The following is a 12,962-nucleotide window of genomic DNA, read 5'->3' as shown; positions in this document are numbered from 1 at the left end:
CAACGCGCGTTTGAAGGCGCCGCTACTCGCGCGTCGAAAGCAAAGACGCGCGGCATTGTTGAACACCGCAAGCCGGGACAGACGGCCCGCGCTCGCCCGGACTCGCCTAGACTAATACGCACCCACGCAAGGCGAACTCAACGGACGGAATCATGAAAGGCATCTTGATCGAGAAGCAGGACACCGGCAGCCGCGCGTCCATCACCGACATCGACGAAGCGAATCTGCCCGCAGGCGACGTGATTGTACGTGTCGAATGGTCGACGCTCAATTACAAGGACGCGCTCGCAATCACAGGCCGCTCGCCAGTCGTGCGCAGCTTTCCGCTGGTGCCCGGCATCGACTTCGCGGGCATCGTCGAAGCGAGCGAGCACGCGCAATGGAAAGCTGGCGACCACGTGATCCTGAACGGCTACGGCGTCGGCGAAAAGCATTGGGGCGGACTCGCGCAACGCGCGCGCGTGAGCGGTGACTGGCTCGTGCGCACGCCTGCCCCGCTGACGTCCCGCGACGCAATGGCCGTCGGCACGGCGGGTTACACGGCCATGCTATGCGTGCTCGCGCTGGAACGTCACGGCGTCACGCCAGCGCAAGGCAAGGTGCTTGTGACGGGCGCGGCGGGCGGCGTCGGCAGCGTGGCGATCATGCTGCTCGCGAAACGCGGCTATCACGTGATCGCATCGACGGGTCGTCCCGCTGAATCGGACTATCTGCGCGATCTGGGCGCGCAGGAGATCATCGATCGCGCGGAACTGTCCGGGCCGGGCAAGCCGCTCGCGAAGGAACGCTGGGTCGCGGCCGTCGATGCCGTCGGCAGTCACACGCTGGCGAACGCTTGCGCGGGCACCACGTATGGCGGGATCGTCGCCGCATGCGGACTTGCGCAAGGGATGGACTTCCCCGCCACGGTTGCGCCCTTCATTTTGCGCGGCGTGACGCTCGCGGGCATCGACAGCGTGATGGCGCCGCACGAGCGCCGCGTCGAGGCATGGCAGCGCATCGCGCAGGATTTGAGCACGGCGCGGCTGGCCGCGATGGTCAAGGAGATCAGCCTCGCGGAGGCACTGGCGGCCGCACCGGACGTGCTCGACGGCAAGGTCCGCGGGCGGCTCGTGGTGTACGTCAACCGATAGCACACGGGCACGTATTATCGAACAGACTTATGCATCCGACTATTTTTAATCGATTTGCCTGATCCAGACGCGAACCTTAAGCTGAATGCGAATCCGCCAACTGCAACAGACTGGATCGCACCATGCAAGCTCAATCGTTCAAGGTTCGCGTCGACGCCGTGCGCGACGAAGCACACGGCGTCCGCTCATTCGTGATTTCGCGCCTCGATGGCGTGCCGTTCGACGCGTACGAACCCGGCGCGCACATCGACGTCACAAGTCCCTCGGGCGTCACGCGCCAATATTCGCTATGCGGCGACCCCGACTGCCGCGACACGCATCTGTTCGCCGTCAAGAAAGAAACGCAATCGCGCGGCGGTTCGCGTTCGCTGCACGACGACGTACAGATCGGCACCGAACTGTCCGTCGGCGCGCCACGCAATCTGTTTCGCCTTGCTGAAAACGCTAGCCGCCATGTGTTGATCGGCGCGGGCATCGGCATTACACCACTACTTTCGATGGCATATCGGCTGCAGAAGATGAACGTGCCGTTCGAATTGCACTACTTCGCGCGCAGCGCCGAACATGCGGCGTTTCTTCCGCTGCTCTCGCGCGCTCCATTCGACGCATACGCGAAGCTGCATTTCGGCATCGAGCCAGATGCGCTCGATACCGAGCTTGCCACGTGTCTCGCCGATGTGCCGCAAGGCACGCACGTCTACACATGCGGCCCGGTGCCGTTCATGGATCGCGTGGTTGCGGCGGGCGAAGCTTGTCTGCCCGCCGATGCAATTCATCTCGAACGTTTCACCGCCGAGCCTCAAGCGCCCGGCAGCGACGCCGCGCTCGACAGCTTCGACGTGCAACTGTCCAGTAGCGGGCAGACCGTGCGCGTGGACAGCAAGACTTCGATCGTCGAGGCGCTCGCAGCGATCGGCATCGAAGTGGACACGTCTTGCGGCGAGGGCGTATGCGGCACCTGCATGGTCGACGTGGTGAGCGGCGAGCCCGAACATCGCGACCATTGCCTGAGCAAGGCGGAACGCGCGAGCAACAGCGTGATTTGCTGCTGTGTGTCGCGCTCCCGCTCGCCCGTGCTCGTGCTCGACCTCTGACGCTACGTCTTGTCGAAGCGCTTCACCATTTCGGCCATCAGATCGCGCATCCACGCGATGCCTTCGTCTTCGTGGAAGTGCTCGTGCCAATGCATCGTCACGGTGGCCTGTGGAATCGGCACAGGCAACGTGTAGATGCGAAACGCGTCGTTGCCGTTGAGAATACCTGCAAGCCTTTGCGGCAACGTCGCGAACAGATCGGTCACAGCCAGCACGCCAGGCAGCGCCACGAAGTGCGGCAACTGCAGCACGATGTTGCGGCCCACGCCTTGCGCGCGCAACGCATCGTCGAGCGCATGGTGACTGTGCTCGACGGAGCGCACCTGTACATGCGAAGCCTGCAGGAAATGTTCGAGACTCAACGCCGAACCTGCCGGCAGGCCGCGGCGCTTGCGCGTCATACACACATACGTCTCTTCGAATAGCAGTTGATGGCGCGTGCGCGCCATCAACATCGGCAGATTGCCGATTGCGAAATCGAGCCTGCTCGAACGCAGCGCATCTTCCATCTCTTCCACGGGCAGTGGCTCGACCGACAGCTTCACGCGCGGCGCGCGCTCGTGCAACGCCTCGCAGATCGCCGGCAAATAAGCCATTTCTCCCGCATCCGACAGCGACAGCCGGAACGTGCGCGTGCTCGTCGCTGGGTCAAAGCTCTCCGCATAACGCAGCGCCTCGCGCACCGTATCCAGCGCGCGGCCCACGATGCTTGCGAGTTCCAGCGCAATCGGCGTGGGCTGCATGCCGGAGCGCGTACGGATGAACAGCGGGTCGTCGAACAGCGTGCGCAAACGCGCCAGCGAATAGCTGATGGCGGGTTGCGACAACGCTAGCCTTTCGCCGGCTTTCGTGAGACTGCGTTCATCGACGATCGCCTGAAACACGCGCAGCAGATTGAGATCGACGTGATCGATTGAGGTCATGGTGGGCTTCCGACTGGGTCTTGATTATTTGCCGGACTTATTGGCCGGTTCATTTTTAATCGATTTGACGCATGATCGGTGCAAAGCGAGACTGATGTCAACGCGAAAGAAACACCACCTGTGTGCACTTTCTTCCGATTTCACTTTCGATAACGACGTCCCGACACATCACACCGATGAGCGACACTACCTGGCAAACCATCGATACCAGTACGCTGCGCGAACGCGTTCACGCCGATCGCATCGCGCCCTCGCTGTACTACGATCCGAACCTGTTCGAAGCCGAGCTCGAACGCATCTTCTACAAGACCTGGGTCTGGGTCGCGCATGAAAGCGAACTGCCGAACCCGGGCGACTTCCGCACCACCACGATCGGCCGGCAACCCGTGATCGTCGTGCGCGACAAGACGGGCGCGGTGAACGTGCTGCAGAACCGCTGCCGCCATCGCGGTGCGACGGTTTGCGAAGAACACACGGGCAATGCGAAAGGCTTCACGTGCCCCTATCACAGCTGGTCGTATGCGCTCGACGGCACGCTGCGCGCGTTGCCCTATGGCGACGGCTACGAAGGCGTATGCGAGAAAGGCGATCTGCCGCTCGCGAAGCTGCGCGTCGGCATCTATCAAGGGCTGATCTTCGCGAGCTTCGACGAGAACGTCGAACCGCTCGAAGATTTTCTCGGCGGCGCGAAGCCGTGGATTGACCTGTTCATGAAGCAAGGCGCAGGCTTTCCGATCAAGGCCAATGGCGAACACAAGTTCAAGTTCAAGGGCAACTGGAAAATCCAGCTGGAGAACACGACGGACCTGTATCACTTCCCGGTCGTGCACAAGTCGTGGATGAAATCGATCGACGACGAAACGGCGGCCGCGATCACCAGCTTCATGACGAGCGATGACGCATTCTGCCGCTCGCTCGGCAATGGCCATAGCCTCGCCGTGCTGGTGCCGGCACTCGTCGACCTCGACAAGGACGACGGCGCGCCGCTGCCCGAGCGCTTCAACGAACTGGCCGCGCAACTCGCCGAACGTCACACGCCGGAGGAAGTGCGGCGCATCGTGCGCTCGCTGATGGGCGTCGGCTTCAACCTGAATCTGTTCCCTAACCTCGCGCTGTCGATGGCGTTCTTCCGCGTGCTGCGCCCCATTTCCGCCGAAGAGACGGAGATCCGTCACGTCGCGCTCGCAATGGACGGCGGCCCCGACGAAGCGAACCGCGTGCGCCTGCGCATTCACGAACACTTCCAGGGCCCGTTCGGTTTCGGCAGTCCCGACGATGCGGAAGCATGGGAACGCGTGCAGCGCGGCTCATATGCGGGCCCCGAAGTGCCGATTCTCGTCAACCGTGGATTGAATCGCGAAACGACGGCCGCGAACGGCGAAAAGACCGCACACGCAACGGATGAAACGGGCATGCGCGAAGCGTATCGCCAGTGGCGCGCAATGATGGAGCAGGCATGATGGACGATCGCAACGCACTCTTCTCGCAACAGACTCTCGCGCGCGCCATCGAATTCATCTGGCGCGAAGCCGAGATGCTGGACCGCCGCGACTATCGCGCGTGGCTCGACCTGTGGGACGCATCGGGCTTCTATGTCGTGCCGATCGATCCACAGGCGACCGACTTTGCCGCGACGCTGAACTACGCGTACGACGACCAGCACATGCGCGAACTGCGCGTGCAGCGCATGGTGTCCGGCTATTCGGCTTCGGCCTCCGATGCGGCCCGCACCGTACGCACGGTGTCGCGTTTCACGTTGACCAGCGATGCCGCCGATGTGGTCGAAGTGAAATCGGCGCAGGTGATCGTCGCGTACAAGCGCGGCGTGTCGACGATCTTCGCCGCCGATCTCACGCACAAGATCAGCTTCGCGTCGGGCGAACCGCGACTCGTCGAAAAGGTGATTCGCCTGATCGACTCGACGGAAGCGCTGAGCGCAATCGGCTTCCTGCTGTGATCCTTTGATGCGCGATGCGCACAGCGGCTACGCACAGCCGCTGTGCGCAAGGAGCGAACCCCGATGCCTACACTCGAAGTCTATCTGCCCCATGGACACGATGAAGCGCGCAAAGCGTCGCTGATCCAGGGTCTCACGCAAGCGACGGTCGCCGCGATCGGCGCACCTGCCGAAGCCGTGCGCATCCTGCTGAGCGAGATGCCCGGCACGCATTTCGGCCTGGGCGGCAGAACAGCGGCTCATGGCGCGCCGCCTTCGCTGCCCGTGATCGTCGCGATCCTGATTGCAGGCCGCACCGATGCGCAAAAAGAAGCGCTGATCGCCGCGTTGTCCGAAACGGCCGCCGCCGTGCTCGATGCGCCGCTTCAGGCCACGCGCGTGATGATCAAGGACATTCCCAACACGGACTTCGGCATTGGCGGTCAGACGGCCCGCTCGCTTGGACGCTGAGACAAAGCTAGACGCCGGCATCGGACGCGAGCGTGAGTTCAAGCGGCAACGCGACGCGGCATTCGAGCCCGCCGCCGTCTGCCGCTTGCGCCCAGATGCGTCCGCCGTGCCGCGTGACGATGTTCTTGCACAGCGAAAGGCCAATGCCGTTACCGCCCGCCTTCGAAGAAGAAAAGCCGTCAAACAAACGTTCGTGCGCGTCGGCGGGCACGCCGGGTCCGTTGTCGATCACGCGCAATTCGGCGCGCCCCTCCGCCATGGCTGTTGCAAGCGTCACGACGCCCGTCGTGCCCTTCGCTTCCGTCAACGCTTCGAGCGCATTGAACGCGAGATTCAAGATCACCTGGCCGATCAGCACGCGCTCGCAAAACACGGGCAATGCTTCGCTCGCCTGTTCGATCCGCACACGCACGCCTGCTTCTTTCGCGCGCAATTCGATGAAGTACGCGACGTCGCTCAGGATATCGCGCAGGTCGGCGTGCGTTTCAGTCGGCTCGCGCTTGACGATGTACTCGCGCACGCTCTTGATGATGAGCGCCGCATGCTCGGCCTGCCGGTCCGCGCTGCGCAGTCCCCAGATCGCGGAGTCGACGCTGCCCTGCCCCAGCCGCTGAATCGCGCCTTCGATGAAATTACGCACGGCGGCAAGCGGCTGACTCAACTCGTGCGCAATGGCCGTCGCCATCTCGCCCATTGCGTTGTAGCGGCCCGCATATTCGAGCATGCGCGCTTCCGTGCGGCGCGCTTCTTCCGTCGCGACCTCGTCGCTGATGTCGCGGAAGTGAATCAGCAAGCCATTCAGGTCGTTTTCGATCGCAACCCGCCGGCAGGTGATCCGCAGCCAGCGCGTCGCACCGTCGCGGCGCGTGATCCGGTAGCGCTGCGCATGCGTCGGCTGTTCGCTCGTGGCGTGACGCAACTGCGTGATGAGCCGGTTGCGATCGGCGGGCGTGCAGTAGTCGGGCACGCCACCGAGTGGTTCACCCGGCCCCACGCCCAGCACGCGGCGCCCCGACTCGCTGATGTATTCGAGCTTGCCGCGCGGCGTCAGCACCGCCACGCCTTCGCCGAGATCCTGCATGAATTCGCGCAGGCGCGTTTCATAGCGGCGCAGCTTGCGGCGCGTCGCCTCTTCTTCGGTGATGTCGCGAAACTGGACCATCACGACGGCGTGCTCGCGCAACGGCACATATGTCGCAATCGCTTCCGACAACATATCGATGCCCGCACGCGAGCGGTAACACCATTCGTACACCTGCGGCCCTTGCATGATCGCGCGATCCATCGCGGCCACGCCGACCTCGCGCCGGTACTTCGGCTCAGGACGCGTCATGTCGGACGCCTTGAGCGGCAGCAGTTCTTCGAGCGAGAAACCCAACGCGACACAGGCCGCGCGATTGGCCCACACGATCGCCTTGGTCTGCGCGTCGTGCAGCAGCACGCACAGCGTCAATGCGTCGAGCAGACGGTGAAAATCTTCTTCGGCGGGAAAGTTCATGATGCGCGAGCGACGGGGCTGGAGTGCAAGCGTAACCATAACATCGGCCTTATCTGTCACGCGTCTAAAGATTTCTTTAGGTGCACGGGCGTCGATACCAGGAGACGTGGACCGGCGCCCCAATTGCTGATGCTTTTTTGCGTTTCTAGACTGACCTGAACGTCAATAACGTCAAAACGTATTCAGGAGATTCGACATGTCAGCCGCCACTGCCCTCGCCACAAGCAACGTCCATACGTTGCAACAGGAACCCGCCGATGCCTTGCCCCTCGATGCGGTGATCGAAGAAATTGCCGCGCGTCGCGACGAGTTCGATCGGCTGTCGCACGTGCCGCGCGATGTGATCGCGAAGCTCAAGCGCGCCGGCATCTATCGCGCGGGCACGCCACAGCGCTTCGGCGGCGATGCGCGCGCGCCGGGCGAATTCCTCGCGATGATCGAACGCATTGCGGTCGCGGACGGTTCGGCTGCATGGGTCGCGAGCTTCGGCAGCGCGAACGTGTATCTCGCCGCGCTGCCGCTCGCGACGCAGCAAGCGATCTACGCCAGCGGCCCCGATCAGGTCTTCGCCGGCGGTCTCTTTCCCGTGCAGGCCGCGCAAGCTGCGCCCGGCGGCTGGCGCGTGAACGGCACGTGGAAATTCGCGAGCGGCTGCAAGGGCGCGGACTGGCTCGGTGTCGGCATCGGCATGGGCAAGGATGGCGGCGCACCCGGCAAGCCGCGCACGGCCGTGTTCCGTCCGGCGCAGGTCGAGATCGTCGAGAACTGGGACGTGGTCGGCATGCAAGGCACGGGTAGCCACGATCTGCGCGTCACCGACCAGTTCGTCGCCGATGACTGGACCTTCGTGCGCGGTGGAACGCCGACGGTCGATGAGCCGCTGTATCGCTATCCGACCATCGCCTACGCGGCGCAAGTGCTGGCCGTCGTGAACCTCGGGCTCGCGCGCGCGGCGCTCGATGTCGCCAACCAGATGGCGGGCGGCCGCAAGACGACGACGGGCGCGCCGCAACTCGCCGACCGCGCGTATTACCGGATCGAACTCGCGAAGGCGGAAGCGCAGTTGCGCTCGGCCCGCGCGTTCTTCTATGAATCGACGGATGAAGTGTGGCAGTCGATCCTCGCTGGCAACGACGTGACGCCCGATCAGGTCAGCCTGCTGCGCCTCGCGGCCACACAGATCGCGCGCGAAGGCGCTGACGTGGTAGGCCGTGCCTACCGGCTTGGCGGCACGATGGCGATCTATCGCTCGCATCCGTTGCAACGTCTGATGCGCGATGCGATGGTCGTCACGCAGCACGCGTTCCTCGGGGAAGGCAACTACGACGGCGCGGGCGCCGTATTCGTCGGCGTGCCGCCGATCCCCGGCTATCTGTAACTGCGTTGGATACCTTTCATTTCAGGCCTGTTTTCAAGGGAGTTTCGCTTCATGACTGACAATCGTTCGCTGCCGTTGCGTGTGCTGTTCTGCTGCGGCGTCACGCAGAATTTCTTCGACCTGCCGCGCGAGAAGATCGGCGAGGTATGGCAGGCTTACGGCAAGATGCTGGCCGCCGTCGAAGCGATGGACAACGTGCGCGTGCTCGGCGTGATGGACGACGACCGGCTCGTCGTCGGCCAGTCGGACGGTGCGCCGTGGACGTTCTACATCATGGCCGACGTCGCCGATTTCGACACGGCCGTGGCCGTGTGCAACCTGTATCGCACGACGCCCGTCGGCGAATACAACCTGTGGCGCTACGGCAAGATCGAGGCGCGTGTCGGACGTGCGTTGACGGTACCGCCTGCTGCACAGAACGCGTCCTGAGCCATGAGCGAGATCACGTTGGCATCCAGCACCCTCGAAGCCTTGCAGGCACGCATCGTCGCGCTCGAAGCCGAAAACGCGGTGCGCAAGACCATTGCGCGCTATATGGCCTTGTGCGATGTACCCTCGGGCCCGCTCGACGGCGAGACACTCGCCGCGCTGTTCACGCAAGACGCGATCTGGCAAGGCATCGGCCCGCAGTACACGCAGAAGTTTGGCCATCTGCGCGGGCATGAGGCTATCCTTGTCATGCTGCAGCGTTATCTGCCGCCCGTGCCGCACTTCGCGACCAATGTGCATTTCCTGACGTCGGAAACGATCGAGGTCGACGGTGCGCGTGCGAAAGGCCGCTGGATCATGCTGCAGGCGTCGGGTTACGTCGATGCGCGCGCCGAACTGATCGCCGCGCGGCTCGAAATCGACTTCGTGCCCGCGCAGGACGGCCGCAACTGGCTGATCCAGCACTTTCGCACCGAGCGCCTCTTCGATGCGCCCTGGAAAGTCAACGCTCGCAAGGACACGACATCATGACTGCATTCATCAGCGAATTCTCGCTGAGCGCGGACCCTGCCGCGCCAGGCCCGACCATCGCGATCAAGGACTCGATCGACGTCGCCGGCTATCCGACTACGGGTGCAAGCCGTTCGCTCGCCGACGCGCCGCCTGCCGCCGCGCATGCCGAAGTCGTGCAGCGTCTGCTCGATGCGGGCTGGCGTATCACCGGCAAGACCAACATGCACGAACTCGCGTTCGGCATGACGGGCATCAACGACTACACGGGCACGCCCGTCAATCCGCAGGACGCCGCGCGCATTCCGGGCGGTTCGTCGAGCGGATCGGCGTCGGCAGTCGGGGCGAAACTCGTCGATGCCGCACTCGGCACCGACACGGGCGGCTCGATTCGCGGACCGGCTGCATGCTGCGGCGTGATCGGACTCAAGCCGACGTTCGGGCGCGTGTCACGCAAAGGCGCCGTGCCGCGTGAATCCACGCTCGATTGCGTGGGTCCGTTCACACGCGATAGCGCCACGCTGATCGATGCAATGACGGCTATCGCACCCGCGTTCGACACGAACACCGCGAAACGCGCGAACGCAAGCGCAAACGTCGCGATCGTTTCCGTTGACGCAGATGCGGCCATCCGCCAGGGCGTGGAGCGCGCGGTGCAGGTCGCGGCTTTCGCGTCACGCGCGATCGAACTGGAGCACCTGAAAGAAGCCTTCGAAGCGGGCCTCGCCGTCATCAACGTAGAAACGGCACGCGGATTCGCGCATCTCGTCGAAACGGGCAAGCTCGGTGCGGATGTCGACGCACGCCTGCGCGTAGCGGTGCAAACCACTCAGGCGCAACTCGACGCTGCCGAGCGCGTGCGGCGCGCATTCACGGCCGCCGTCGATCGCGCACTCGAACACGCCGACGTATTGGTGCTGCCGACCTTACCCACCTTGCCAATCACGATCGAAGCCGCGCGCAACGGCACGCCCGTGCTCACGATGTCATCGCTGATCCGTCCATTCAATCTGAGCGGGCATCCCGCGCTGAGCTTGCCGATCCCGATTGAAGGCTCGCCGCTGAAGGCCGGCTTGCAGATCGTCGGGCGTAAAGGGGCGGACGAACAGGTGTGCGCCGTCGCCGCGCACTTCGAAGCGGCGCTTGCCGCGTCTTGAGATCAACGGCGTGCGTTCAGGTGGACGCACGCAGCGAAGGAATCACTACTCATGTCGAACAGAGTCGTTATCGTGACGGGCGCGGCGCGCGGGTTGGGCGCCGTCGTCGCGAAACATTTTCACAGCGCAGGTTACAAGGTCGCGCTGGCCGATATCGCATTCGATGCCGCGAACGCGCTTGCCACTGAACTGAGCGCGCATCACGAAACCGCGTGCGCGATCGCACTCGATGTCACGCGCAAGCAGGACTTCGAAGCCGCACGTGATGCGTTGATCGCGCGTTGGGGTCGGGTCGATGTGCTCGTGAACAATGCGGGTGCGTCGAAGGTCGTGCCTGTGATGGAGATCAGCGCCGACCAGTTCGATCAGGTGATCGACATCAACCTGCGCAGCGTGCTGTTCGGCTGCCAGGTGTTCGGCCAGTATTTCGCCGATCGCGGCGCGGGGCGCATCGTCAATATCGCGTCACTGGCGGGGCAGAATGGCGGCTCGGCGACGGGCGCGCATTACGCCGCTGCGAAAGGCGGCGCGATCACGCTGACCAAGGTGTTCGCGCGCGACCTCGCCGCGTACGGCGTGACCGTCAATGCGATCTCGCCGGGACCGCTCGATCTGCCCATCGTTCACGAAAGCGTGCCTGCCGACAAGCTCGACAAGGTCATTGCGAGCATCCCCGGCGGGCGTCTCGGTTCGGCGGATTATGTCGCGCAGGTCGCCGTGCTGCTCGCATCGGGCGATGCGTACTTCGCTAACGGCGCGTGCTGGGATGTGAACGGCGGGCTTTACATGCGATAGCGCATCAGGAAAACGGCACGGCGCTTTTTAGACACGCCGTGCCGCGCCGTTCGATATCATTCGCGCCCGCCCTCGCCCGGACTCCACACGGCCATCACATCCCGCACCAACGTCGCGATCGACGACGCGCCGAGCTTGTCCTTGATGCTCGCGCGATGCACGTCGACGGTTTTCACGCTGATCGACAGATCCGACGCAATGCGCTTGCTGCCCTTTCCGTCCAGCACGCCGCCCAGCACTTCCTTTTCTCGCGCTGTCAGCGATTCGATCCGTTGACGCAGATCGCGAAGCCTCTGATCCGCCGCATGCCGTTGCGTCGCGAGTTTCATCGCGCGCTGGATGCGCTCGAGCATCTGCTGCGAGTTGTACGGCTTTTCGACGAAATCGATCGCGCCGTGCTGCAACGCGCGCACGGACATCGGAATATCGCCGTGACCGCTGACGAAAATGATCGGCAAGGTCGCGCCGCGCGCGTTGAGTTCAGCCTGTACGTCGAAGCCGCTCGTCTCCGGCATCCGCACGTCGAGCACGAGACACGCCGGTACGTTCGCGTCGAAGGCCCGCAGGAAATCCGCCGCGTTCGCAAACCCCTCCGACTTCACGCCGACCGACTCCAGCAGCCACGCCAGCGATGTGCGCATGCCGTTGTCGTCATCGACGATATACACGACGGGCGCGGGCGAATGGATGGGCGGGATCTTGCTGGCTGGACTCATGTCTTGAACCTGTCTGCGACGCGCGCCGGATGTTGTCCGGCTGTCTCCACGCGTTCGCTGTTTAATTTTGAGATAGCTCATCATAACCAGCGCAAATTCGCATGCAAAGCCTTTATTGCAGGCCTGATCGCGTGACAGCACAGGTTGGCGCGCGATGCGCAGATGCGTAGCGAATGCAACCTGGTAAAACCTTTAGGCGGGTCGGGAAGCGCGCCAACCTGCGTGCCACTCGCGCGGATTTTTTTCGTGCGGCGCATACCGTACGCTTGATGCATGGGATCGTCGCGCGCGCAACCATCGCGGGCGAGCGGTCGATTCAAGCGGTCGATTCGCAGCGACCACCGTGCAGGGAGCCACTTACATGTCCGATATGCAACGCCCGACCATGCTCGACCCCGACGACGCGCGCAAGCAGTTCCGCCAGGCGATGGCGCATCTGGGCGCGGCCGTCAACATCATCACGACGTCCGGCGAGTCCGGGCGATGCGGCATCACGGCGAGCGCGGTCTGCTCCGTGACGGATGCGCCGCCCACGCTGCTCGTCTGCATGAACCGTTCGAGCGCGATGCACGCCGTGTTCGAACGCAATCGCAATGTCTGCATCAACGTGCTGCCCGGTCATCACGAACTGCTCGCGCGGCACTTCGCCGGGCTCACGCAACTGCCGATGGAAGCGCGCTTCAGCCTGCCGATCTGGGACGAAGGCCCGCACGGCGTGCCCGTGCTGCGCGACGCGCTCGCGAGCCTGCAAGGAAAAATCGTCGATCTGAAGGAAGTGGGCTCGCATTCTGTGATGTTCGTCGAGGCAACGCAGATTCGCGTGTGCGCCGACGGCGACAGCCTCATCTACTTCGACCGCCAGTTTCATCGCGTGCCGAGACTGTGCGCGGCCTGAATCTGCGTGAGCGCTTCCTGAGCGCTG

At 63.8% G+C, this 12,962-nt stretch carries 14 protein-coding genes; 11 read left to right on the top strand and 3 right to left on the bottom strand.

Features of this window, described 5'->3' with window-relative positions:
- Positions 1-152 precede the first annotated feature (152 nt).
- Positions 153-1,133 (top strand): MDR family oxidoreductase, encoded by a 981-nt coding sequence (locus tag H1204_RS08320; RefSeq protein ID WP_180730730.1) that lies wholly within the window; start codon positions 153-155, stop codon positions 1,131-1,133.
- Between the two features lie 122 nt (positions 1,134-1,255).
- Positions 1,256-2,227, top strand: a complete 972-nt coding sequence (locus H1204_RS08315; protein WP_180730729.1) for a PDR/VanB family oxidoreductase — start codon at positions 1,256-1,258, stop codon at positions 2,225-2,227.
- Between the two features lie 2 nt (positions 2,228-2,229).
- Here H1204_RS08315 and H1204_RS08310 read toward each other — a convergent pair whose 3' ends face one another.
- Complete coding sequence (locus H1204_RS08310) at positions 2,230-3,150, bottom strand: LysR family transcriptional regulator (RefSeq protein ID WP_180730728.1); 921 nt, start codon at positions 3,148-3,150, stop codon at positions 2,230-2,232.
- 176 nt (positions 3,151-3,326) lie between these two features.
- Between H1204_RS08310 and H1204_RS08305 the strand changes: the two genes are divergently transcribed.
- The 3 genes from H1204_RS08305 to H1204_RS08295 all read left to right on the top strand — a co-directional run bounded on the left by H1204_RS08305 (position 3,327) and on the right by H1204_RS08295 (position 5,557).
- Positions 3,327-4,610 (top strand): aromatic ring-hydroxylating dioxygenase subunit alpha, encoded by a 1,284-nt coding sequence (locus H1204_RS08305; RefSeq protein WP_180730727.1) that lies wholly within the window; start codon positions 3,327-3,329, stop codon positions 4,608-4,610.
- Positions 4,607-5,107 (top strand): aromatic-ring-hydroxylating dioxygenase subunit beta, encoded by a 501-nt coding sequence (locus tag H1204_RS08300; RefSeq protein WP_180730726.1) that lies wholly within the window; start codon positions 4,607-4,609, stop codon positions 5,105-5,107. Before H1204_RS08305 ends, H1204_RS08300 begins: the two co-directional genes overlap by 4 nt.
- Before the next feature lie 63 nt (positions 5,108-5,170).
- Positions 5,171-5,557 carry a tautomerase family protein gene (locus H1204_RS08295; protein ID WP_180730725.1) on the top strand — a complete coding sequence of 129 codons (387 nt, stop codon included), beginning with the start codon at positions 5,171-5,173 and terminating at the stop codon, positions 5,555-5,557.
- 7 nt (positions 5,558-5,564) lie between these two features.
- Here H1204_RS08295 and H1204_RS08290 read toward each other — a convergent pair whose 3' ends face one another.
- Positions 5,565-7,055, bottom strand: coding sequence for a PAS domain-containing sensor histidine kinase (locus H1204_RS08290; RefSeq protein ID WP_180730908.1), 1,491 nt, complete (start codon positions 7,053-7,055; stop codon positions 5,565-5,567).
- Positions 7,056-7,251: 196 nt separating this feature from the next.
- Here H1204_RS08290 and H1204_RS08285 point away from each other — a divergent pair, with 196 nt between their 5' ends.
- The 5 genes from H1204_RS08285 to H1204_RS08265 are packed head-to-tail and all read left to right on the top strand — an operon-like array spanning position 7,252 to position 11,324.
- Entirely contained in the window at positions 7,252-8,433 is a 1,182-nt protein-coding gene (locus tag H1204_RS08285) for an acyl-CoA dehydrogenase family protein (protein ID WP_180730724.1), read from the top strand.
- A gap of 51 nt (positions 8,434-8,484) precedes the next feature.
- A complete protein-coding gene (locus H1204_RS08280) occupies positions 8,485-8,862 on the top strand; it encodes a hypothetical protein (RefSeq protein WP_007586999.1) in 378 nt (125 codons plus the stop codon).
- Between the two features lie 3 nt (positions 8,863-8,865).
- Positions 8,866-9,393, top strand: a complete 528-nt coding sequence (locus H1204_RS08275) for a nuclear transport factor 2 family protein (RefSeq protein ID WP_180730723.1) — start codon at positions 8,866-8,868, stop codon at positions 9,391-9,393.
- Positions 9,390-10,529 (top strand): amidase, encoded by a 1,140-nt coding sequence (locus H1204_RS08270; RefSeq protein WP_180730722.1) that lies wholly within the window; start codon positions 9,390-9,392, stop codon positions 10,527-10,529. The genes H1204_RS08275 and H1204_RS08270 overlap by 4 nt, the downstream gene beginning before the upstream one ends.
- Positions 10,530-10,580: 51 nt before the next feature.
- Positions 10,581-11,324, top strand: a complete 744-nt coding sequence (locus H1204_RS08265; protein WP_180730721.1) for an SDR family oxidoreductase — start codon at positions 10,581-10,583, stop codon at positions 11,322-11,324.
- Between the two features lie 56 nt (positions 11,325-11,380).
- Here the strand turns inward: H1204_RS08265 and H1204_RS08260 are convergent, their stop codons facing one another.
- A complete protein-coding gene (locus tag H1204_RS08260; RefSeq protein ID WP_180730907.1) occupies positions 11,381-12,013 on the bottom strand; it encodes a response regulator in 633 nt (210 codons plus the stop codon).
- 388 nt (positions 12,014-12,401) lie between these two features.
- Here H1204_RS08260 and hpaC point away from each other — a divergent pair, with 388 nt between their 5' ends.
- Positions 12,402-12,935, top strand: coding sequence for a 4-hydroxyphenylacetate 3-monooxygenase, reductase component (hpaC, locus tag H1204_RS08255; protein ID WP_180730720.1), 534 nt, complete (start codon positions 12,402-12,404; stop codon positions 12,933-12,935).
- Positions 12,936-12,962: the final 27 nt, after the last annotated feature.

This window comes from Paraburkholderia sp. PGU19, assembly GCF_013426915.1.
GTDB lineage: Bacteria > Pseudomonadota > Gammaproteobacteria > Burkholderiales > Burkholderiaceae > Paraburkholderia.
Note: the sequence above shows the minus strand (reverse complement) of the source record. Positions and strands in the feature narration are given on the sequence as shown.

Coding starts and splice junctions, on each gene's coding strand:
- H1204_RS08320 (WP_180730730.1), top strand. CDS start 153: ATGAAAGGCATCTTGATCGAGAAGCAGGACACCGGCAGCCGCGCGTCC.
- H1204_RS08315 (WP_180730729.1), top strand. CDS start 1,256: ATGCAAGCTCAATCGTTCAAGGTTCGCGTCGACGCCGTGCGCGACGAA.
- H1204_RS08310 (WP_180730728.1), bottom strand. CDS start 3,150: ATGACCTCAATCGATCACGTCGATCTCAATCTGCTGCGCGTGTTTCAG.
- H1204_RS08305 (WP_180730727.1), top strand. CDS start 3,327: ATGAGCGACACTACCTGGCAAACCATCGATACCAGTACGCTGCGCGAA.
- H1204_RS08300 (WP_180730726.1), top strand. CDS start 4,607: ATGATGGACGATCGCAACGCACTCTTCTCGCAACAGACTCTCGCGCGC.
- H1204_RS08295 (WP_180730725.1), top strand. CDS start 5,171: ATGCCTACACTCGAAGTCTATCTGCCCCATGGACACGATGAAGCGCGC.
- H1204_RS08290 (WP_180730908.1), bottom strand. CDS start 7,055: ATGAACTTTCCCGCCGAAGAAGATTTTCACCGTCTGCTCGACGCATTG.
- H1204_RS08285 (WP_180730724.1), top strand. CDS start 7,252: ATGTCAGCCGCCACTGCCCTCGCCACAAGCAACGTCCATACGTTGCAA.
- H1204_RS08280 (WP_007586999.1), top strand. CDS start 8,485: ATGACTGACAATCGTTCGCTGCCGTTGCGTGTGCTGTTCTGCTGCGGC.
- H1204_RS08275 (WP_180730723.1), top strand. CDS start 8,866: ATGAGCGAGATCACGTTGGCATCCAGCACCCTCGAAGCCTTGCAGGCA.
- H1204_RS08270 (WP_180730722.1), top strand. CDS start 9,390: ATGACTGCATTCATCAGCGAATTCTCGCTGAGCGCGGACCCTGCCGCG.
- H1204_RS08265 (WP_180730721.1), top strand. CDS start 10,581: ATGTCGAACAGAGTCGTTATCGTGACGGGCGCGGCGCGCGGGTTGGGC.
- hpaC (WP_180730720.1), top strand. CDS start 12,402: ATGTCCGATATGCAACGCCCGACCATGCTCGACCCCGACGACGCGCGC.